The sequence below is a fragment of the Trichlorobacter thiogenes genome, from assembly GCF_900167465.1.
In the GTDB taxonomy this organism is placed as follows: Bacteria; Desulfobacterota; Desulfuromonadia; order Geobacterales; family Pseudopelobacteraceae; genus Trichlorobacter; species Trichlorobacter thiogenes.
Window position 1 is genome coordinate 1 of the sequence record NZ_FUWR01000024.1, and the last position, 21,375, is coordinate 21,375.

25 protein-coding genes and 1 pseudogene are annotated in these 21,375 nt (G+C 54.6%); 18 read left to right on the top strand and 8 right to left on the bottom strand.

Features of this window, described 5'->3' with window-relative positions:
* From B5D39_RS14885 to B5D39_RS14910, 6 genes and pseudogenes are all read left to right on the top strand, one after another.
* A partial coding sequence (locus B5D39_RS14885; RefSeq protein ID WP_139366798.1) for a transposase occupies positions 1-318 on the top strand: 318 nt, incomplete at its 5' end.
* 6 nt (positions 319-324) lie between these two features.
* Positions 325-2,706, top strand: a pseudogene (locus B5D39_RS14890) (sugar phosphate nucleotidyltransferase); the annotation flags it as partial.
* A 6-nt stretch (positions 2,707-2,712) separates the two neighbouring features.
* Positions 2,713-4,902 carry a glycoside hydrolase family 57 protein gene (locus B5D39_RS14895; protein WP_078791256.1) on the top strand — a complete coding sequence of 730 codons (2,190 nt, stop codon included), beginning with the start codon at positions 2,713-2,715 and terminating at the stop codon, positions 4,900-4,902.
* Positions 4,903-5,042: 140 nt separating this feature from the next.
* A complete protein-coding gene (galT, locus tag B5D39_RS14900; RefSeq protein WP_078791257.1) occupies positions 5,043-6,068 on the top strand; it encodes a galactose-1-phosphate uridylyltransferase in 1,026 nt (341 codons plus the stop codon).
* A complete protein-coding gene (locus B5D39_RS14905; protein WP_078791258.1) occupies positions 6,069-6,932 on the top strand; it encodes a TIGR02757 family protein in 864 nt (287 codons plus the stop codon).
* A gap of 96 nt (positions 6,933-7,028) precedes the next feature.
* Entirely contained in the window at positions 7,029-8,675 is a 1,647-nt protein-coding gene (locus tag B5D39_RS14910) for a DUF3426 domain-containing protein (RefSeq protein WP_161947520.1), read from the top strand.
* Between the two features lie 83 nt (positions 8,676-8,758).
* Here the strand turns inward: B5D39_RS14910 and B5D39_RS14915 are convergent, their stop codons facing one another.
* Genes B5D39_RS14915 through B5D39_RS14930 form a run of 4 tightly spaced genes read right to left on the bottom strand, consistent with a single transcriptional unit; the run spans position 8,759 to position 10,387 of the window.
* Positions 8,759-9,256 (bottom strand): FKBP-type peptidyl-prolyl cis-trans isomerase, encoded by a 498-nt coding sequence (locus B5D39_RS14915; protein ID WP_078791260.1) that lies wholly within the window; start codon positions 9,254-9,256, stop codon positions 8,759-8,761.
* Between the two features lie 56 nt (positions 9,257-9,312).
* Complete coding sequence (locus B5D39_RS14920; RefSeq protein ID WP_078791261.1) at positions 9,313-9,618, bottom strand: DUF167 domain-containing protein; 306 nt, start codon at positions 9,616-9,618, stop codon at positions 9,313-9,315.
* Positions 9,608-10,057 carry a DivIVA domain-containing protein gene (locus B5D39_RS14925; RefSeq protein WP_078791262.1) on the bottom strand — a complete coding sequence of 150 codons (450 nt, stop codon included), beginning with the start codon at positions 10,055-10,057 and terminating at the stop codon, positions 9,608-9,610. The genes B5D39_RS14920 and B5D39_RS14925 overlap by 11 nt, the downstream gene beginning before the upstream one ends.
* A 6-nt stretch (positions 10,058-10,063) precedes the next feature.
* Entirely contained in the window at positions 10,064-10,387 is a 324-nt protein-coding gene (locus tag B5D39_RS14930) for a YggT family protein (RefSeq protein WP_078791263.1), read from the bottom strand.
* A 159-nt stretch (positions 10,388-10,546) separates the two neighbouring features.
* Here B5D39_RS14930 and B5D39_RS14935 point away from each other — a divergent pair, with 159 nt between their 5' ends.
* The 4 genes from B5D39_RS14935 (at position 10,547) to B5D39_RS14950 (ending at position 13,433) form a co-directional block, all read left to right on the top strand.
* The gene (locus B5D39_RS14935) at positions 10,547-11,335 is read left to right on the top strand and encodes an inositol monophosphatase family protein (RefSeq protein WP_078791264.1); all 789 of its coding nucleotides are present in this window, start codon (positions 10,547-10,549) and stop codon (positions 11,333-11,335) included.
* A complete protein-coding gene (locus B5D39_RS14940; RefSeq protein ID WP_078791265.1) occupies positions 11,332-11,667 on the top strand; it encodes a hypothetical protein in 336 nt (111 codons plus the stop codon). The genes B5D39_RS14935 and B5D39_RS14940 overlap by 4 nt, the downstream gene beginning before the upstream one ends.
* A 77-nt stretch (positions 11,668-11,744) precedes the next feature.
* On the top strand, positions 11,745-12,728 hold the full coding sequence (locus tag B5D39_RS14945; RefSeq protein WP_078791266.1) for a beta-ketoacyl-ACP synthase III: 984 nt from the start codon (positions 11,745-11,747) through the stop codon (positions 12,726-12,728).
* A gap of 99 nt (positions 12,729-12,827) precedes the next feature.
* Positions 12,828-13,433, top strand: coding sequence for an ANTAR domain-containing response regulator (locus B5D39_RS14950; protein WP_139366799.1), 606 nt, complete (start codon positions 12,828-12,830; stop codon positions 13,431-13,433).
* Between the two features lie 100 nt (positions 13,434-13,533).
* Here the strand turns inward: B5D39_RS14950 and draG are convergent, their stop codons facing one another.
* Positions 13,534-14,439 (bottom strand): ADP-ribosyl-[dinitrogen reductase] hydrolase, encoded by a 906-nt coding sequence (gene draG / locus B5D39_RS14955; protein ID WP_078791268.1) that lies wholly within the window; start codon positions 14,437-14,439, stop codon positions 13,534-13,536.
* A 30-nt stretch (positions 14,440-14,469) separates the two neighbouring features.
* On the opposite strand from draG, the gene B5D39_RS14960 reads away from it, so the two are divergent.
* From B5D39_RS14960 to B5D39_RS14995, 8 genes are all read left to right on the top strand, one after another.
* Positions 14,470-14,904, top strand: a complete 435-nt coding sequence (locus B5D39_RS14960) for a macro domain-containing protein (RefSeq protein ID WP_078791269.1) — start codon at positions 14,470-14,472, stop codon at positions 14,902-14,904.
* Positions 14,905-15,071: 167 nt separating this feature from the next.
* Complete coding sequence (locus B5D39_RS14965; protein WP_078791270.1) at positions 15,072-15,893, top strand: radical SAM protein; 822 nt, start codon at positions 15,072-15,074, stop codon at positions 15,891-15,893.
* A 26-nt stretch (positions 15,894-15,919) separates the two neighbouring features.
* Positions 15,920-16,720: a GNAT family N-acetyltransferase gene (locus tag B5D39_RS14970; RefSeq protein ID WP_078791271.1), complete on the top strand. Its 801-nt coding sequence runs from the start codon at positions 15,920-15,922 to the stop codon at positions 16,718-16,720.
* Positions 16,721-16,735: 15 nt separating this feature from the next.
* Positions 16,736-17,881 (top strand): homocitrate synthase, encoded by a 1,146-nt coding sequence (nifV, locus tag B5D39_RS14975; protein ID WP_078791272.1) that lies wholly within the window; start codon positions 16,736-16,738, stop codon positions 17,879-17,881.
* Positions 17,882-17,891: 10 nt separating this feature from the next.
* A complete protein-coding gene (locus B5D39_RS14980) occupies positions 17,892-18,125 on the top strand; it encodes a hypothetical protein (protein ID WP_078791273.1) in 234 nt (77 codons plus the stop codon).
* Between the two features lie 154 nt (positions 18,126-18,279).
* Entirely contained in the window at positions 18,280-18,570 is a 291-nt protein-coding gene (locus B5D39_RS14985; protein ID WP_078791274.1) for a hypothetical protein, read from the top strand.
* Between the two features lie 12 nt (positions 18,571-18,582).
* Positions 18,583-19,017 carry an ArsC/Spx/MgsR family protein gene (locus tag B5D39_RS14990; protein WP_078791275.1) on the top strand — a complete coding sequence of 145 codons (435 nt, stop codon included), beginning with the start codon at positions 18,583-18,585 and terminating at the stop codon, positions 19,015-19,017.
* Between the two features lie 116 nt (positions 19,018-19,133).
* Positions 19,134-20,267 carry a hypothetical protein gene (locus B5D39_RS14995; protein ID WP_078791276.1) on the top strand — a complete coding sequence of 378 codons (1,134 nt, stop codon included), beginning with the start codon at positions 19,134-19,136 and terminating at the stop codon, positions 20,265-20,267.
* 34 nt (positions 20,268-20,301) lie between these two features.
* Here B5D39_RS14995 and cowN read toward each other — a convergent pair whose 3' ends face one another.
* From cowN to B5D39_RS15010, 3 genes are read right to left on the bottom strand one after another with little or no spacing between them, the layout of a single operon-like run.
* Positions 20,302-20,598, bottom strand: coding sequence for a N(2)-fixation sustaining protein CowN (gene cowN, locus B5D39_RS15000; protein ID WP_078791277.1), 297 nt, complete (start codon positions 20,596-20,598; stop codon positions 20,302-20,304).
* The gene (locus B5D39_RS15005) at positions 20,595-21,023 is read right to left on the bottom strand and encodes an FKBP-type peptidyl-prolyl cis-trans isomerase (RefSeq protein ID WP_078791278.1); all 429 of its coding nucleotides are present in this window, start codon (positions 21,021-21,023) and stop codon (positions 20,595-20,597) included. Before B5D39_RS15005 ends, cowN begins: the two co-directional genes overlap by 4 nt.
* Positions 21,020-21,343 (bottom strand): hypothetical protein, encoded by a 324-nt coding sequence (locus B5D39_RS15010; protein ID WP_078791279.1) that lies wholly within the window; start codon positions 21,341-21,343, stop codon positions 21,020-21,022. The genes B5D39_RS15005 and B5D39_RS15010 overlap by 4 nt, the downstream gene beginning before the upstream one ends.
* Positions 21,344-21,375: the final 32 nt, after the last annotated feature.

Below are 21,375 nucleotides of genomic sequence, written 5' to 3' on the forward strand. Positions count from 1 at the left end.
TTCCAGTTCTTCTGGCGCTATGCCACTGCGGGCTGGGCTGCCAGATTTCTGGATGCTTGGTGCAAAAGAACCATGAGGTCACGCATCATCCCGATGAAGAAGATTGCCAAGATGCTGCGCTCGCATCGGGAGCTGTTACTCAACTGGTTTCGGACCAAAGGGCAGGTTGCCTTGGGGGCCGTAGAAGGATTCAACAACAAGGCTAAAGTGACGTCACGTAAAGCATACGGTTTCAGAAACTTTGAAGTGATGAAAATCGCCTTGTATCATACACTTGGCAACCTGCCAGAACCTGAGGCTACCCACAGATTCTGCTGAAGAGCCAAACATGACATCACTGATCTGGTGATGTTGCTCTACCATCAGCCTGAAGTGATTAAGAAATTCTTCCGGGACGGTTCCGATTTCGGGGTCAAGATCACCTATGTTACCCCGATTGAGGATATGGGCACTGCCGGAGCGGTCAAGGCGGCAGAGAAGTATCTGGATGAGCGTTTTCTGGTCATCTCCGGCGATCTGCTGACCGACTTCAACCTGAAAAAGGTGCTGGATTTCCATGCCGACAACAAGGCGATGGCCACCATCACCCTCACCTCGGTCAAAGACCCGCTGCAGTTTGGTGTGGTGATCACTGACAAGGAAAAGCGGATCACCCAGTTTCTGGAGAAACCGGGCTGGGGCGAGGTGATCTCCGACACCATCAACACCGGCATTTATGTGCTGGAGCCAGAGATCTTCAACTACATCCCCAAGGGAGAAAACTTCGACTTTTCCCAAGACCTGTTCCCGTTAATGCTGCAGAACAGTGACCCACTGTTTGGCTTCTCTGCCAAAGGCTACTGGCGCGACATCGGCAACACCGACTCCTACCGTGAGGCGTACCACGACATCTTCAAAGGCAAGGTTAACCTGAAGATTGACGAGGAAAAACAGGATTTTGTAGGCAAGGACCTGCGGGTCGGGGCTGATGTAACCCTTGAGGATGCCTCTGGCCTGTCTGGCACCGTGGTAATCGGCGACAACTCCCAGATTCGTGGCGAGGTCCAGATCAAGGATTCCGTGATTGGCCGTAACTGCACCATTGAAGCTGGAGTAAAGCTCAACCGTTGTGTGCTGTGGGACAATGCCTATGTCAAAAAAGGGGCAAAGGTTACCGACAGCGTGATCTGCGCCAATGTGCGGGTGGGGCAGAATGCGGTGCTGGATGAAGGGGTGATCGTGGCTGACGACACCTCCATCGGCGATGATGTCAAGATCAAGGCCGATGTCAAGATCTGGCCACGCAAGATGATTGAGGCAGGCTCCACCGTAACGGCCAACCTGATCTGGGGTGAAAAATGGAAGAAATCACTCTTTGAAGGGGCGATCATCAAGGGACTCTCCAACGTGGAGCTGACCCCTGAGTTTGTGGCCAAGCTGGGCTGCGCCTATGGCACCACCCTGCCCAAAGGCAGCTATGTGCTGGGCGGCAGGGATGCCAACCGTTCTTCTCGCATGCTGAAACGCTGCTTTGTGGGTGGTCTGCTGTCAGCCGGGGTCAATGTGCGGGACATGACCATGACCTCGCTGCCGTTGATCCGTTACAAGCTGAAAACCTTTGGCGAGGTGGGCGGCTTTCACTTCCGCCAATCCAGCGAAGATCCAGCTTCAATGGAGATCATCTTCCTGGATGGTGATGGCCTGGATTTTTCCAGTAACATGGCCAAGAACCTGGAGCGGATCTTCTTTAAAGAGAACTTCCGGCGTGCCCACCACACTGAGCCGGGGGCCTTGATTGATATCCCCCAGGCGATTGACTTTTATCGTGAAGGCTATCTGCGGGCTTTAAATGTGGAAGTCTGCCGCAAGGCTGCCTGGACCGTGGTGGTGGACTTCAACTATTCACCGGCCAGCCAGGTGCTGCCGATGCTGCTGAATGAGCTGGGCTGCAACGTGATCGCCCTGAACGCCTATGTGGATGATGGCCGTGGCGGCTGCGTGCCCAAGCCGAAACAGGAAGGGCTACGACAGCTTTCAGCCATTGTCAGCTCTCTGGGTGCCCAGGCCGGTTTCTGGCTTGAACCTGCGGTTGAGTCGATTACCCTGCTGGATGAAACCGGTACCATCTACGACGGGATTCAACTGCTGACCCTGGTGATTGCACTCCAGCTCAAGACCGATCAGCGGGGTACCATTGCAGTACCGGTACAGGCACCGTCAACCATCGAACAGATGGCACTCAAGAAAAAATGTGGCGTCACCCGCACCAAGAGTAGTGACCGGGCCATGCTGGAGGCGGCTTCCTCATCTGAGGTGATCCTGGCTGCATCCCCTGATGGCCGTTTTGCCTTCCCCCGCTTTCAGGCAGCCTTTGACGGCATGTATGCCATTGCCAAACTGGTGGAGCTGGGGATTACCGTTGGTCTGCCGTTTTCACGAGTGCTTGAAGAAGCTCCCAAACGAGCATTCCTGCAGGCCAGCCTTCCCTGCGCCTTTGAGATGAAGGGGGGGATCATGCGCAAGATGAGTGAGGATTCCCTCGAGCAGGAAGCCTCATTCATCGACGGCATCAAGGTACAGTTTGACAATGACTGGGCACTGGTGCTGCCGGATCAGTACAGCTCCTTTGTGCATATTTTTGCCGAGGCCAAGGATGAGAAGACCGCTGGCAAGTTGTTGGATGACTATCGCAAAAAAGTAGAGAAGTGGAAGAAAGAGCTGGAATAGCCGACCATGACCAGACCGATTGACGTCATATTCCTCTGGCATATGCACCAGCCGTACTACAAGGACCCGGTCAAGGGGGAGTACGCCCTGCCCTGGACCTACCTGCATGCCATCAAGGACTACTATGACATGCCGGCCATTGTGGAGGATACACCAGGGGCGCGGGCGGTGTTTAATATTGTGCCGTCGCTGGTGGAACAGTTGCTGGACTACGCCGCCGGTACGGCGGTAGACCCGTTCCTGATCAAGGGCCAGATGAATCCGGCAGATATGTCGGAAGAAGACCGGATCTTCCTGCTGGAGAATTTCTTTTCTGCCAACCGGCAGCGGATGATCGAGCCGCACCGTCGCTACCTTGAACTGCTCTACATGGCAGGTGAAGGCAAGCCCGGTGCGGTACGGGAGCGGGTCAGGCATTTTAGCCATCAGGATCTGCAGGACCTGCAGGTCTGCTTCTTTCTGGCCTGGACCGGCGAGGCAGCCCGCCGTCGTTTTCCTGCCTTTCAGCAGCTGCTGGCCAAGGGGCAGGGCTACACGGCAGAGGACCGGGCCCTGTTGTTTGCTACCCAGCGCAAGCTGCTGAACGAGATTGTGCCGCTCTACAAACGGCTGCATACATCAGGACAGATCGAACTGTCCGTAACTCCCTACTTTCACCCGATCCTGCCACTGCTATGTGATACCCAACTGGCACGGGAGGCGATGCCCCGCGTAACCCTGCCCCAGGAGCGTTTCCGCCACCCCGAAGATGCCCGTGCCCATATCTGCCATGGCCTGCGCTATTTTCAGGAGATCTTCGGCATTACGCCACGGGGGATGTGGCCTTCGGAAGGCTCAGTCAGCGATGAGGTGCTGCAGCTGATTCGTGACTGCGGTCTGGAGTGGGTGGCAACCGATGAAGAGGTGCTGGCCCGTTCGCTGGATGGCGGCCTGGGTGAGCACCATGAACGGCTCTACCACCCCTGGCGTTTTAGCACTGCCAAGGGGGATCTGGGTATCTTCTTCCGCGATCATCAGCTTTCAGACCTGATCGGCTTTACCTACAGCCAGTGGGATGCCCGTCGGGCGGTGGTTGATTTTACCGGTCGCCTGCGTCAGATAAGCCGTCAGGTAGGTACGGACGGCAAGGTGATTCCGGTTATTCTGGACGGTGAAAATGCCTGGGAATTCTATCCTGACAATGCCTATGACTTCCTTTCCGGTATCTATGCTGCCGTTGCCGAGGCACCGGACCTGAATCTTACCACCTGCAGCGACGTACTGGAAAAATCCGGTTTTGATGGCCGCCTGCACCGGATCCATCCCGGCTCATGGATCAATGCCAATTACGGCATCTGGATCGGCCATCCCGAAGAGAACCTGGCCTGGGACCTGGTGGCAGGCGCCAGACGGGCAATTGTGGAACATCACCCCGAGGCAGCCCACCAGCTGGCAAGTGGTGGCATGGATGGTGATCAGGTGGCCCGCCTGCTCTGCACCTCGCTCTATGCCGCAGAAGGAAGCGACTGGTTCTGGTGGTTTGGTGATGATCACTTCTCGCCCCACAGTGACCGGTTTGACCGCCTGTTTCGGCAGCATCTCACCAACATCTACACCATGCTGGGGATCAGTCCTCCCCGGGAACTGCTGGAACCGATCAAGAAGAAGAGTCCGGCAGGCCTGGTGCGTGAACCAGCTGGCTTCATTGAGCCGGATATCAATGGCCGGGTGGGGGATTACTTTGAATGGCTGGCTGCCGGCCTGTTTGACCTGACCCGCCAGGGCTCTGCCATGCACTCGTCTGATCGCCTACTGCAAGGGTTCTACTGGGGCTATAACCGCGATTCGCTGTTCTTTAGAATTGACGGCATTCAGGAGCTTTCCCGGCTATTGAAAGAGAATGATATTCTGGCACTACAGCTGATTGCAGACCGTGAGTATCGCCTGCCGATGCAGCGCAGCATGGAAGAAGGGCTGTTGCTGGTCAGAGAACTTGGAAGCTGGACCCCCACCAACAGCTGCTGCCGCTGGGTCATTGACCGCACCTGCGAGGTTGCACTGCCACTGGAAGGGCTGAACCTGCTGCCAAAATCCAAGCTGTTTGTCAGCGTCACGCTGACCCGCAACAGTGAAGAGATCGGGCGCTGGCCATCTGATGCACCGTTGATGCTTAACTATGAAGGGCCGGACCTGGAAGCCAATGACTGGCTGATTTGAAACGATCTTTTTCCGCCCTGGCCCCGCCAATCTTCGGAATGGCTTGTGCGGCGTACTCTATGGTACGCCTCCGCGCCACTCCTTGATTAACGAGTCCATAACGAAAAAATCCTCGTTTCTATACAAAGAAGGGTATGTCTATGTCTGAATTGCGTTGGGATCCATTAAAACTGCATTGGGTGATTATTGCCACTGAACGGGGCCGCCGCCCGCGGGATTTTCAGGCAGAGCCGGAGCCGCTACCGATCACCTCCTGTCCGTTCTGCTATGGCAACGAAGACAAGACCCCGCCGGAGATCTTTGCCATCCGTCCCAGCGGTATGCCCAACACCCCCAATTGGAAGGTTCGGGTGATTCCCAACAAATATCCAGCCCTGCGGATTGAAGGTGAGTTGGAAAATCGTGGTCATGGGCCCTATGATGTGATGAACGGTATCGGCGCCCATGAGGTGATCATTGAGACACCGGACCACAACAAATCCATGGCAGACCTGACGCCAGCTGAACTGACTGATGTGCTGATTACCTGGCGGACACGTCTGCTTGATCTGCGACGGGATTTCCGTTTCCGTTACATGATCCTGTTCAAGAACCATGGCGCACGGGCCGGTGCCTCACTGGCCCATTCCCACAGCCAGTTGATTGCCGTGCCGATGTTACCGCCGGTGGCCACCACCGAACTGAAGGTCTGCCGCACCCACTATGCCAACAAGGAACGTTGCCTGTTCTGTGACCTGATAACCTTTGAGCTGGAACAAGGGGTTCGGGTGGTGCGGGAGTTTTCCAACTTTGTGACCCTGGCCCCCTATGCAGCCAGCTTCCCCTTTGAACTGCGCCTGTACCCCAAGCGACACAGCCATGACTTTGCCCTGATGCATGATGCCCAGCTGGCAGAGTTGGCCGTGGCCCTGAAGGATATGCTGATGCGGGTCAAGCTGGTACTGAAGGATGCCCCCTACAACTTTATCCTGCATACCTGTCCGCCAATGCACAAGCGCCCTGGTAAACCGGCCATGTGGACCTCGCTGGAGTATGACTACCACTGGCATATTGAACTGGTGCCACGCCTGACCTCCATTGCCGGTTTTGAGTGGGGCACCGGCTTCTTTATCAACCCCACCTCACCTGAAGATGCAGCTCAGTTCCTGAGAGAGGCAGAGGTGTAGTTGCCGCATCATCGCTCACTACATACAACTCTTGATCAACTTTACGCCAGCCGCTCTCAACAGCATCTGGCCAATGATCCGCTCTCTTTCTGTCACCGTTATCACGATCCGGCAGATCAAGAGGTTGCAGCCCTGATTGCAGCGGTGTTTGCCTATGGTTCGGTCAAGGTTATCAAAGGCAGCCTTTTCCGTATCTTCAGTAGTATGGGTGATTCTCCAACAGGGTTTGTCGATGATTTTGATCCCAAAAAACAGAGACAACTCTGCAGCGGCTTTAAACATCGTTTTAACAATGAAAATGATCTGGCAGCCCTGTTCTGGGCCATTCGGCTGATGCGGCAGCAGTGTGGCAGTATTGAAGGTTTCTTCAGCCAGTTTCACAAGGCCGATGCAGTGACCGTTGAGCAGGGCTTAAACGGTTTTTGTTCGGCAGTACTGGGGCTGGATTACCAGCCTGTGTTTGGCAAGTCAGGACTAACCCGGGAATCCAGTTTTCGCTTTCTGTTTCCAGCTCCAGCGGGTGGCAGTGCCTGCAAGCGACTCTGTATGTTTCTGCGCTGGGTGGTACGCCCGGCTGACGGGATAGACCTGGGGCTTTGGCACCAGGTGCATCCAGCTCAGCTGATTATTCCGGTGGATCGCCATATTGAGCGGATTGGCCGGATGCTGGGGCTTACCAGTAGACAGACACCGGATTGGCGCATGGCCACTGAAATTACGGCTGCACTCAGGCTGTTTGACCCGCAGGACCCGGTTAAATATGATTTTTCACTCTGCCATCTGGGCATTTCTGAAGGGTGCAACGGCACAAGGTCTGCCTGTTGCCAGACCTGCCCGGTTGCGCAGCACTGTTCAACAGTATAAGTAAATTGACACCAGCGGGTCATTCTGTTACACAATACGTTGATTTTTCAGCCGTTAATGACAATAAAGATATTTTCTTCCGACAGGGAGCTGGCGATGATCATTCAATGCGAACAATGCCGGACCAAATTCAAGCTTGACGATGAGAGGGTTTCGGATCGAGGAGTAAAGGTCCGCTGTGCCAAGTGTCGCCATATTTTCACGGTGCGCAAGGATGTTGGACAGGCCAGTGCGCCGGTTGAGGTCATGCCTGATCTGGCAGCAGTCGCCATGGCAGCTCCTGTTGCCGCTGCCGATGAAACGGTTCGTATGAGTTTTACTCCAGCGCCTGAACCTGAAGTCACCGCCTTTGCTGCGGAGCCTGAGGTTGCCTTTGATTTTGGTGCAGCCCCGGTAGAGGCTACTCCTGCAACTGACACCTCCTTCAGTTTTGAACAAGCCGAAACACCAGCTGCAAGCGATTTTGACTTTGGCGATGTCTCCTTTACAACTGAAACACCTGCTGCTACGCCAGCTGCAGCAGATTTTGGCGAAATGACCATGGTTATGCCGCCAAAGCAGGCCGCAGAACAACCTGCAGAGTTTGGTTTTGATTTTGGTGCAGCACCCGTTGCTGCAGAGAGCGCCCCTGTAGACACCGTTGCCTTTGATTTTGGTGACGCCTTTGCACCTGGGGCTGATGTCACTGCCCAGACGTCAGCATTTGACTTTGGTGACCAGGGCACTGCTGCCGTGGCCGCCAGTGGCGAGATTGATCTGGGCGGATTTGACTTTGGCGATGCACCGGCGGTGGCAGCAGCACCAACCAGTATTGACACCACGGACTTCAGCAACTTTACCGCAGCCTCAACAACAAAATCTGCTGTTGCTGAATCCAGCTTCAGTTTTGATGAAGTAGCACCCCAGTCCACTGCAACCAGTGGAGACAGTTTTGATTTTTCTGGTGTTGATTTTGGCGACGGCCAGACGACAACCAAGACAGCAGCCGCACCGGTTGAAGCCTTTAGCCTGGGAGAGATGGACTTCAGCGGTGATACTGCCGCTGTTGCGGTTGACGCCACGGCAACAGCGCCTGCAGGCAGCACCCTCTTTGCGCCGGTAGATGAGTCCGTCGCCCGGCAGCAGGAACCAGTAAAGCCGGACATCAGCTTTGACGCACCGGCCGGGCCAGAAGAGCTTCCACCGTCGTCCATTACGTCACGCCGCCGTCAAGGTTCAAGCATGTCAATTTTGATCGCGGTTATCACCATACTGGTACTCGGGGTTTTGGGCTACATCGCCTACACCTTTATTGGCAACGATTCAAAAGCGGTCTCCCTGTTTGGTAAACCAGGAGTGGCAGCTGATGATGGCAAGATTACGGTTCAGAACGTCAAGGCCTACTTTATTCCCAAGGCAACTGCCGGTGAGCTGCTGGTTATTACCGGTGAGGCGCTGAACGGTTACAAAAAACCCCGTGCCGCCCTGCAGGTAAAAGGGATGGTCTTTGGTGCCACCAACCAGGCTGTTGCTACCAAGACCGCCTATGCTGGCAATCAACTGACCAAAGAACAGCTTGCCGAGATGCCGGCTGACAAGATTGAGGCTGCCATGAACAACCAGTTTGGTGATTCCCTGACCAACCTGGAAGTGCAGCCGGGTAAGACTATTCCGTTCACCATCATTATTATCAACCCACCCACGGATGGTAAGGATTTCGGGGTGGAACCGGTGGGATCAACGGTGGCTACGGCTGGCAAGTAGACCGCTGACCAGAGGTTACACAGAAAAGGCTGCCCGGATTACCGGGCAGCCTTTTCTGTTTGCGGCTTCAGAATAGTTTGCTGTTAAACGATCTCCACCAGCTTGATATCAAAGGTCAGATCCTGGCCAGCCAGCGGATGGTTGGCATCCAGGGTCACGGTGGTTTCAGTCACCTCAGTGATCAATACCGGCATGGTTGAGTCATCCTGCAAAACCACCTCAAGTTGCTGGCCTTCAATCGGCTCAATTTCGCCGTTCAGTTCTGATCGGTCAACAACCGCCACCATCTGGTCGTGACGGGGGCCATAGGCCTCATCAGCCGGGATGGTCACCTTGATGCTCTCACCTACAGAAAGCCCCAGTACCGCTTTTTCAAAGCCGGGGATCACGTTGCCGCCGCCGATGGTGAATTCAAGCGGTTCACAGCCGCAGTCACTGCCGGTACCACAACCGCCAGAGCTGCTGCAATCGCAACCACAGCTATCCTGTTCTGCTGCCTCGGAAGAATCGAAAATTGAGCCGTCCTGCAGGGTGCCGGTATAATGTACCCGGACGGTATCGCCCTGTTGTGCCTGTGCCATTGGAATATCCTTTCATACCATAAATAACCTGCCCTTCCAGGGGGCAGGAACTGACGTTAGTCGGGAGGGATCAGCTGTTCAATCTGTTGGGTGGTTGCGCCGGTAATCCGCAGGCGTTTGTGTCGCGAGGAGTCTCCGGCAATGAGGGTAACTGCAGATTTGGGCACCTTGAGCTGCTTTGCCAGAAATTCACGACAACATTCATTGGCTGCCCCATCCACCGGTGGCGAGGTCAGGCGCAGCTTCAGTTCGCCTTCATGGATGCCACAGAACTGGTTGCGGGAGGCCCTGGGCTGGACAAAGACCCGTAGCAACAGGGTCTCGCCATCCTGCTGCCAGGGAAGAGGCTGGTTACTGTTCACCGCAGCCGATCATCCGCGCATGGTTATCCAACAACGCCTTGAACTCCATTTCAAACTGCAGCTTCTGGCGGCGGACATCTTGAATACGCCCCTGCAGATCAGCCACCTTGCGCTCCGCCTCATCCACCAACCGTTTGGCTTGCAGCTGTGCCTCTGAGACAATCAGCTCGGCCTCTTTCTGGGCATTGGCCTTCATCTCATCGGTAATCCGCTGAGCTGCCAGCATGGTCTCACGCAGATCCTTTTCACGCTGGGCATGTTCACTCAAATCACGGTTCTGGCGGTTGGCCTGCTCTTTCAGCTCAGTATTTTCACGCAGCAGCCCTTCCATCTCAACCGCCACGGCCTGCAGAAAGCTATCCACATCATCAGAGTCAAGACCGCCCAGCATCTTGCCCTTAAACTGCTGCTGCCGTATATCCAGGGGTGTAATAGTCATCGGGTATTACCTCAATTTCAGGATCATGCTGTAATTAAGCAGGTACTGGTACAGGGTATTCAGCACCACAATCTGCACCACATAAATCAAGGCGAAAGCCACCAGCGGTGAGAGATCCACCGGTCCCATGGCAGGCATCCTGCGGCGGATGCGGGACAGTAGCGGCTCCGTCACCCGATAGAGAAAACTGACAATCGGGTTGTACGGATCTGGGTTAACCCAGGTAACCAGGGCCGCAGCGATCAGGATATACTTGTAGACCGTCAGCAGACCATCGGTCAATTCAACAATCTTGGCCAATGCGTATAGTATATTGCCGAAAAGGATCATAATGCCAGTAACCTCCCAAACTTCATAGCCTTGCACTATGCAGCAATCGTTTTGGAAAGTCAAAAGCTCTCTTGCTGCCAGGGCAGCTGATCCCCTTGTCAGTGGGGTGCAATTCTGTTAATGCTGTCACACCATTTCATCACTAAGGATACCCACCATATGCCTGCATCCCGTTTTCTTGATTGTGCCATTGAAGCAGCCCTGGCTGCTGGTCAGTTACAGCGATCGCGCTTTGATGCCGCCTTTTCAATTGATCTGAAGGGGGCTAAAAATCTGGTGACCGAGCTGGATCTGGCCTCAGAGGCGCTGATTGTCGATATGATCCATGCCCGCTTTCCTGAGCATGGCATTCTGGCTGAAGAAGGGGATTATCCGGCTGGTGATGGTCAGCATGTCTGGATTATTGATCCCCTTGATGGCACCACCAACTATGCCCATGGTTTCCCCTGGTTCTGCGTCTCCATCGCACTGTCAGTGGGTGGAGAGCTGGTGGTGGGGGTGATCTACAACCCGATGACCGATGAGCTGTTCAGTGCCACGGTCGGTGGCGGTGCCTTCCGCAATGGCCGCAGGCTGTCGGTATCAACCCGTCAGCCGTTGGCAGGCTCACTGCTTGGCACCGGCTTCCCCTATGATTGTGCCACCGACCCTGAAAATAACTTTGACCACTTTATCCGGTTTCAAAAGGCAGCCCGTGGCATCCGGAGGGCCGGCGCCGCAGCCCTTGATCTGGCCTATCTGGCAGCAGGACGGCTGGATGGTTTCTGGGAGGTCAAATTGAAGCCGTGGGATGTGGCTGCCGGCACTCTGCTGGTCCGCGAGGCTGGCGGTCTGGTGACCGCCTTTGACGGCAATGCCTATGACGTGACCAACCACCGCATCCTGGCCAGTAACGGCCTGATTCATGATGAAATGATCGCCCTGCTGGCGGAAAAGGAAACACCATGAAACGCCCGATTATCGCACTGCTGCTTTCAGGACTGATCCTGCCCGGCATGGGCCAACTGTATCTGGGACGGCGCAACAAGGGGATCGCCCTGATCATGGCCATCAACCTGCTGCTGCTGGTCTCCCTGTTTTTTGTAATGAAGATCGCCAGCCCGGTGATCGGTGCTCATCTGACCGGCACCCCCCTGACGCCGGCCCTGATCTTGCAACAACTGCAGCCGTACAGCTTCTGGGCCAAGCTGCTGCTGGCCGCCTTTTTTGGTTTATGGGGCTTTAGTCTGGTGGATCTTTTCAGCGCCTTTAAAGGTGAAAACGATGTGTCCCGCAATTGACAAACAGCGTTTGTCTGTGCGATAGTGGTTAAACTTTTACGAAGGGACGTTCGCACTTTTACGCGACGGACAGTATAATGATGCAATCCTGTATAATCGGTAGTGGCGCCGGCCTGCCAGAACGGGTGGTTGGCAATGATTTTTTCTCCTATCTGGTTGATGATGCCGATGAGTGGATCTCTTCCCGTACCGGTATCCGTGAACGGCGTTTTGTCAGCCCTGATGAATCAACTTCTGATCTGGCAACCCGGGCAGCCCAGGCAGCCCTGCTGGATGCCGGTATCAGCGCTGACGAGATTGACTGCATTGTGGTTGGCACCTCCACCCCGGACATGATCCTGCCTGCCACCGCCTGCATGGTGCAAAAAGAGATCGGTGCCAAGAACGCCTTTGCCTTTGATATCAACTCGGTCTGCGGCAGCTTCGTGTTTGCCCTTGATACGGCAGACAGCTTCATTCGGGCTGGCAAGGCCCGCACCGCCCTGGTAATCGGTGCTGACACCTACTCCAAGATCCTTAATTTTGATGACAAGACCACGGCCCCGCTCTTCGGAGACGGCGCTGCAGCGGTCATTATCCGTGGCGAAGAAACCTCAGAAAAAGGGATTCTCACCTCCTTTATCCGTACTGACGGCAATGGCTGGCCCCTGATTCAGGTGCCGTCTTCCGGCTCACGCAAGCCGGTTACTGCCGAAACCATTGCCGCCAAAGAGAACACCTTCTACATGGCAGGCAAGCCGGTCTATGTCTTTGCAGTCAGCGCCATTCCTGAACTGATTCAGACGGTCTGCAGCAAGGCCGGTATCCAGCCTGCTGATCTTGACTGGCTGATCCCCCACCAGGCCAACCTGCGGATTATTGATGCGGTTGCCAAGAAGCACGACATCCCCAAAGAAAAGTTTCTGGTCAACCTGCAGAAATACGGCAACACCTCGGCTGCCTCGGTTGGTCTGGCCCTGAATGAATTCAGGCAGGATGGCACCATCAAGCCGGGCCAGCTGGTGCTGGTAATGGGCTTTGGTGGCGGACTTTCCTGGGGTGGTCTGCTGATCCGTTTTTAAACATTCCGATTGAAAGCAGGTAGCAAGGGACAGGTGATCAGCCTGTCCCTTTTTTTGTGGAACGATAAATCTGGCACAGCTCCTGCTTTTAACTTCTGCATGAAGACACCTCTGACAGATAGGAGCAGGCCTGCAACGGTGCTGATCTGCTCCCCTGATCCGGTTTTTCGGGATCACCTGACGCGACTGCTTGCTGCAATCGGCGGCTATCGTGCAGCGGTGTCTGTCAGCCCTGCAGCCGCGCTTCAATCCGCTTTGGAGCAGCCACCGGACCTGCTGATCTGCAGCCATGAGCCAGCTCTGTGTGACGGGATTACTCTGACAACATCGCTGCGGGGCAAGGTCTGGGTGCCGGTGTTACTGGCAGCAAAAAACTGGACACCAGAGCTGGTAAAAGCGGCAGTTACTGCAGGTGTTGCTGCTTTTCTAGCCAGTTTCCCCACAGAGCCTGAGCTGGCACATGCCCTGATTGAGGCCCGCATCAGGTTGGAGCATGAAGATCTCCTGCGAACCAAACTGCGTGAATCAGAACAACGGCTGGCTGATCGTAAAGTGATTGAAAAGGCGAAGGGCTTGCTGATGGAGCAAGAACGGATCAGTGAGGATGCTGCATTTAAATTGATGCGGAGCCAGTCCATGACCCGCAGGGTCAGCATGGCGCAACTGGCCGAAGAGCTGCTTATTTCAATGTCAAATCAAGGATGATATCAAGACGGCGAGGATTGAGGCGACGAAGGCGTACGTGCAGTACGTTGAGGAGCTGAAGACGAGCCAACGCAGAGAGCGCCTTGAGTTGGCATTGGAATTAAAAAAAGCGGCCTGCCGGGCTCGCCATAACCAACCGGTCTGCATGTTCTTCCAGCTCACGCAGCAGCTTGGGGTCCATCTTCTTCAGCCAGCGTTTAGGGATTGATTCCAGCCCGTAGTAAGCACCGGCCAGCATGCCGCAGATGGCGCCGGTGGTATCAGCATCAGCCCCCTGATTCACGGTACCCACCAGACAATCCTCAAAACTTCTCCCCCTGAAAAACCAGTGAAATACAGTCTGCATGGTATCCACGACGTAACCGGTGGCCAGGCCGCGGTACGGTTCAAAGCAAAACGAAGGAAAGCGGGTGACAAAGCCGTCAACCTCCCGTCGCAGACTGCTTTTCGATGCCCCCTGCAGAATCTGATGCAGCAGTGTCCCCAGACAAATACAGGCCGCATCGGACAGCGCCTGATGATGGGTCAGCCTGGCCTGCTCCAGCGCATATTTTTTCATCAGCTCAGTGTCTGGCAGCGACAGCAGGGCAGCCGGCAGCATCCGCATGGCAGCGCCATTGCCACCATCCCACTGATTATACGGCACCTCAAGGGTGCCGTTCAGCATAAAGGCCCGGATTCCCTTGCGACAGGTGTCCCCGCAATCCACCGGCCGTGACTTTAGCCAGGCAGCAAACTGCTGGGCAATCGCCTCCCGTGACCAGCCCTGGTTTTTAGAAACGGCACGGGCAATGCAAAGAGCCATTTCAGTATCATCCGTGACCTGGCCCGGCTTCAGGCGCAACCAGCCACCCCCGATAATCTCTTTAAAGGTGCCGTATTTGGCTTCAATCTCAGGGGTGGTCATAAACTCAACCGTTGCCCCCAATGCATCGCCGATCGCCATGCCGATAAAGGCGGCGCGGGCATGTTCTTTCAGTTCTGTTGGGTCGATGTTCAGGATCATGAAAAATCTATAAGCAAGGAGTGTTCCCGGATGCGTGAGCAGCAGATTGATATCTGGTCGTATCAAGGTCAGGCCATCATTGCCATTACCACCAACGGCTCACTAACCCGCGACGGCAGGGCTATTATGGGCAAGGGGGTGGCCAAACAGGCCGCAGAACGTTTTCCTGAGCTTCGCAGCCAACTGGGCAGGCTGCTGCAGGTGCGTGGCAATCATGTCCATGAGATCCTGCTTGGGCTGGTCAGCTTTCCGGTGGAAGAGACGCCGTTTTCATTGCCTGAACTGAGCCTGATCAGGCGCTCAGCCGAAGAGTTACGGCAGCTGGCAGATCAGTGTGGCTGGAACGCCGTGGTCGTTCCACGGCCTGGCTGTGGAGGCGGGGGGATGCGTTGGCAGGAGGTGAAACCGATGCTGGAAGAATTTTTTGATGATCGTTTCATCGTTGTGTCTGCACCAGAACAGTAAAATTGCTCAATAAAGTATCACCGCCAGGTTGCGGCAACAACCAACACGCTGATATCACTTCAAAATAAAAACTGGCACGCTCTATGCCTATGGGTAATTATCCAGGCAACGGCGCCTGCGAAGAGAAATCTTCGTGGCGCCGTTTCTTTTTGAAAGGAGTGTAGATCATGGCAACAACCTGTGAGCAGATGAAAAAGATTCAGGGGCATCCCTGCTTTGAACAAAACCACCACAAGACCGGCCGGATGCATCTGGCTGTGGCACCGGCCTGCAATATTAAGTGCGGCTACTGCACCCGCAAACATGATTGCGCCAATGAATCACGGCCTGGCGTTACCAGTCGCTTGATGACTCCGTCCGAGGCGCTGGATAAGGTGCGTGAGGTGATGGCCTCCCCTATCCTGGGGCCGACCATGCGGGTGGTGGGGATTGCCGGACCTGGCGATCCGCTGGCCAATCAACAGACCTTTGAGACCTTCAAGCTGGTGGGTGAAGCATTTCCCGACCTGATCAAGTGCATGAGCACCAATGGCCTGCTGCTGCCTGAATCCTTGGACCGCCTGCATGCCCTGGGGCTGCACAGTCTGACCGTCACCATCAATGCGGTAAATCCAGAGACTGCAGCGCAGATTTACCGCCATGTCTACTACCACGGCAAGCGCTACAGCGGTAAAGATGCCGCCGAGATCCTGCTGGCCAGCCAGTATGAAGGGGTACAGCGGGCTGTTGAGCTGGGCATGGTGGTCAAGGTGAATACCGTGTTGATCCCCGGCATTAACGAGGCCGAGGTCCCGCAGATTGCAGAGCGGATTAAAGGGCTGGGCGCCTTTGTCATGAACGTCATGCCGCTGATTCCCCAGGCAGACTTGGCACATATTCCAGCGCCAAGCACAGAGCAACTTGCGGAAGTACGTAACAACAACGAGCGGATCATCAGCCAGATGCGGCATTGCAAACAGTGCCGGGCCGATGCAATCGGACTTTTGTAAGAGATCAGGAAGAGAAAGGCCGCATTATGCAGATCAGCAACTTCACCCCCAATGATATCCATCCTTTTTTGTCCATGGCAAAAGACGAAGGTTGGATCAGCACTCGTCATGAGCTGGCCTTTCTGCTGGAACGCTCACCGGAGGGCTGCCTGGTCTGCCATGAGGGTACCAAGCCGGTTGGCTTTGTCACCGCAGTGCGGCATGGCCGCTCAGGCTGGATCGGCAACCTGCTGGTTACTGCTGATGCACGGGGGCGGGGGATCGGAACATCGCTGTTCAAACAGGCAATGCAGGTACTGCAGCGGTCTGATGTCCAAACGGTCTGGCTGACCGCATCCCTTGCCGGACGGCCGATCTACGAACGAAGTGGTTTCAGGGTTTGTGATCGTATCAGACGTTGGGAGGGAATAGGCACAGAGCCGATTGAGGTGCACGATGCAAAGCCACTGGAACCGGGTTGGGAAGAAATTGATTTTCTGGGCTGGGGTGACTCTCGGAACGAACTACTAGCCTACGCCGCATCAAACGGAACAGCAGCCGGGACAGAAGAAGGTTTTCTAGTAGTGCAGCGACTGGGTAGCAGTCAACAGATCGGCCCCTTTGGCGCACTGAACAGCGCCACGGCTGAAAAACTGCTTGAACAGATGCTGCCGGGAACCGGAAAGGTACTGCTGGATGTACCGTCATCAAACCGGGTTGCCTCAAAACTGCTGACCAGCCGGGGTTTTACGGTTAGCAATGAAGTGGATCTGATGTACGCCGGACAGCCGCCAGCCTACCACGCGGAGCATATTTACGGGCTGGCCAGCATGGGCAGTATGGGTTAAGCAAAGGAGCTTGCCATGATCAACACAAACAACATCATCATCGATGATACCACCCTGCGGGATGGAGAACAGACCGCCGGTGTGGTTTTTTCCCGCCGTGAAAAACTGGCCATTGCCCGCCTGCTGGACCTGGTGGGGGTGCAGGAGATTGAATGCGGAATTCCGGCCATGGGAGAGGATGAGCAGAACAGCATCCGCGCCCTGGTGGAGATGGAGCTGTCTGCCCGTCTGATCACCTGGAACCGGGCCTTGATCCCTGAAATTCAGGCCAGTATTGATTGCGGCATTCAGGCCGTTGATATCTCGCTCTCGGTCTCTGATCAGATGATCAGCCGCAAGTTGAAGAAAGACCGCAACGCAGTCAAAGAGCAACTGAAGGTGGCACTTGGCTTTGCCAAACAGCATGATCTGTATGTCTCGGTTGGTGGTGAAGATGCCAGTCGGGCTGATCTGGGCTTTCTGGTTGAACTGCTGCAGATTACCCGTGAACTGGGTGGTGACCGCTTCCGGTTCTGCGATACCCTTGGCATCATGGACCCCTTTACCATGTACGACAAGGTGGCCTGGCTGCGGGCTGCCGTACCTGAGGTGGAGATTGAGGTCCACACCCACAATGACCTGGGTATGGCCACCGCCAACGCCATTGCCGGAATCAGGGCCGGTGCCCGTTTTGTGAACACCACCGTCAACGGCCTGGGTGAGCGGGCCGGCAACGCTGCCCTTGAAGAGGTGGTGATGGGGTTGAAGCATGCCTGCGGTATTGAGACCGGCATTGATACCCATCGATTCCGCGAACTGTCCCTGATGGTGGCCAAGGCCTCCCGGAGGGAGCTTCCCTCCTGGAAGGCAGTGGTGGGAGAGCGGGTCTTTGCTCATGAATCAGGGCTGCATGCCGATGGCGTCCTGAAAGATCCCCATAATTATGAGGGGTTTGATCCGGCAGAGGTGGGGCTGGTGCGCCAGATTGTGGTGGGCAAGCATTCCGGTGCCAGCGGCATGATCGAGCGCTATCGCGAGCTGGGAATTGTGCTGTCCCGTGATGATGCCGGGCTTTTACTGCCGGTGGTACGGCTTGAGGCGTTACGCCGCAAGCGTGATCTGAAAGACCGGGAACTGGTAAATATTTATCTAAACGGAGCAGAGCTGCTGAAGGCAGCTTAAGGAGACGACCATGTGTACATCAGGAACGACCGTACCGATTGCCGAGGCAGCCACGTTGCTGGCTACAACTGAGACACGGGTATTGATGATGCTGAAGAAGAACGAACTGCAGGGTAATCAGGTTGATGGTGAGTGGTTTGTTGATAAGGCCTCACTGCAACTTTGCGGTAAACCGCTTCCATCGGATATCGTCAAAAAGGGATGTGGTGGCGGCTGTGGCAGCGGCGGTTGCGGCAGTCATTGATTTCTTAAAGGCCATGACAATAGCACGCGGATAACGCTGATTTGGCGGATATGCGCGGATTGCAAACCATTTTGTCTGGATAATCAGCGGAAATCCGCTCAGATCAGATTTGATCCGCGTGCTATGATTTTTGGGGTTTTACTCGGAGGTTCGTATGTTGGTCGTCAAGGCATTTGATCTGAAATTCAAATATCGCAAATATGTAGAAACCCGCGACGAGCCGAAATTCTCCGGCCTGCCAGATCCTTCCCCATTTAACCGGGATGACCTGTACGAAGTCCTGCCGATGCTGGGTGCGGTGATGGATCAGCTTGGCACCGATGATGGTGATGTTCTGAATCGCCTAGAAGATTTTCTCAACACCATGCCGCGTTTCATCACCAATCGAGACGAAACCTTTCACTATCTGGTGGGCTGCGGCAGCCAGATGATGGAAGGCTATTAGCAGGAGGAGATTGTGGCACATATTACGTTTTATACAAAGATCGGCTGTTTAACGTCTCAGAAACAGCTGGCGCTGTTGCAAGAGGCAGGACATCAGGTGCTGCTACAGGATCTGCTGGCCCACTCCTGGACTGCAGAAGAGCTGAAATCCTACTTTGGTACGCTGTCGGTACAGGAGTGGTTCAATCCTAATGCCACGCGGGTCAAAACAGGCGAGCTTGATCCAGAGGCCTATGCTGCTGATGAGGCGCTTGCCTTGCTGCTTGAGGATCACCTCCTGATCCGGCGACCTTTGCTGGAATCTGGTGGTAGCAGGAAATGCGGATTTGATCCGGCTGCGATCCATGATTGGGTCGGACTTGCCAAGAATGGCGATGCCTTTGTGTTCAGGGGCGATCTCTCCAGTTGTTCCAATCCCGATGTTGTTGCGCACCAGTCCTGTCTCTAAGCAATGAAATTCTAATCTTGTTTCAGGAGGTTATTGAATATAAGAGGTTTATGGTCTAGTATGCCTTCAACATGCTACAAAGACCAATCCTATTGGAAACAGAGGAGTTAGCGCCAATGCCCATGAGACCACATATTCTGGTAGTACTCAGCTTGATCAGTTTTCTGGCAGCCGGTTGTACCCATACGCTTCCACCCCACCAGGAAGTTAATCAGGCCTTGCACAAGACCCTGAACTCAAGTGGCTACAACTACAGCTCGAAAAGTAGGATCACCAACCTGACCGTGCCGGTTAAGGATCTGGAGGCAGCTGCATCCAAACAGCAGTATCTTGAAAAGGGGCTGGAGGCGGCGCGGGGGCTTTCTATTATTGCAGATGGCGCCATTGACATGAAGGCCAAAAAATCCGAGGTGCTGTACAACCTTCACTATGATCAGGACAATCTTGAGGTCTCAATCAAGGTACCACTGCTGCTTGATTATTCCAATCAGACCCTGTACATCGGCACCACGCTCTTTAACACCATCTTTCCCATGCCACCGGCCAGCAAAGGCAAGTTGATCAAGGTTGATCTGAATGATCTGCTGAAACTTACCGGTGATAAATCTGACAAACTTAAAAACATGCTTGGCCAGAAAAACTTCGATGCGGTTAACGAGGGCTTTAAACAAGGAATTTTAAAAGGCTTTGCCAATCTGAAGGATGAACGCTTTAGTGACCAGCCGCTTTCCGGTGATGACAAGGCAGCAGGTGTGGTCAGACATATCAAGGTAACCCTGAATCATGAGGAATCAGTTGCCCTGCTGCTTACCATTGCAGACACTCTGATCCAGCGGCTGTATCAGGATGGCGTGCTGAGCAAGGAAGAGTACGGCACGCTGATGATCCTGACCGACAAGCAGAAAATTGATACCTATCTGGCAAAATTCAGCATGGCTGCCACCCTTGATATCGGGCTGACATCAGTAGGACAGATCAGCCGCATTGAAAGCCGCTTTACGGCGGTGGGCAAGGATAACCGCTACCAGGTCGGCCTGGAGAACATCAGTGGTTTCAGTCGCTATGATGCCCCGCTCTTTTCGATCAAGCCGGAACTGACCGGCACCGTAGACTACAAAGAAATCCTTGAAGTATATCTGGCTGCAAAGGCAACAGCAAAGGCAGAAGCCGCAGCTGCTGCTGCAGCAAAAGCCAAAGTTGCCGAGCAGGAAGAGCCTCCTAAAGAGGAAGAAAAGAAGATCGCTGAATAAGCTGACGAGACAGAAAGCTGTTGGCCATCAAAGGTCAGCAGCTTTCTGCTTCAATTCGGTCCAGTAGCTCAAGTGCCGGCTGATCATCGTATGACTCAAACAGTTCTCTGATGTTATTGATGTAGGCATGGATCAGGTACAGCTCATCCTGACTGAAACCGCTGGTTTCAGCCGGCTGCTTGATCCGCTCCAGTTTTCCCTTGAACAGCTCCCAGAAACGGTTGGTCTTGGCAGGGTCATCAATATGCTGGCGAAGCAGCTCCATCAGCTTGCGTGCGTTGGAGTCACCATCAATCCCCACAAACGAAACATAACGATCAGGTTTACTCATTCCACTGCATCCAGACGTAGCGCAAAGGTCAGATCAAGTCCTGCCAGGGGATGATTGCCGTCCAGAGTCACCTCCTGCTCATTCTGGTCAAGAACAATCAGTATCCGCTCTCTGCCGCCGTTAAACTCAATCCGTAGTTTTTCCCCGATCCGCAACTCCCGATCTGCAGGAAACATATCCCGTTTCACCTTGATAATGTTAGCGTCAAGACGTGGTCCATAGGCATCTGCAGCCAGTATGATAATGTTTTTTGTCTCACCCGCAGTCATGCCGATGATGGCCTGTTCCAGTGCTGCAAAGACCTGATCAGTGCCGATGGTAAAAGTCAGAGGACTGTTTTCTTCGGTACTGTCAAAGATCCTGCCGTTGTCCAGGGTGCCAATGTAACTGACCGTAATCGTGCTGCCATGCTGAGCCTGTTTCATAGGTGTGTCTCCTTGTCTGGTTGTGGACAGCCACAGGTGCCGCAACTGCAGATTCGCAGGCCGCATACACTGCAACTGGGGTTTCCGGGGTCTCGTCCATCCACTGTCTTGCCGCAGCCTGGACAGCTGTAGCGGTAAAAGGCAAAGCCGCAGTTTCGGCAGTACAGCATACCCTCTGCATTCGGTTTGACTACGACATCAATGGATTCGCAGATCAGGCAGACCGAGGCCATTTCCGGGCAGTTTCTAATCCCGTCCCGCTGGGAACGATACTTTTTGAACAGTCGTTTTCCTTCAGCGCGGTCTATTGGTAGTGGCATGGGATACAACCTCCTGACTGATAACCACTGGT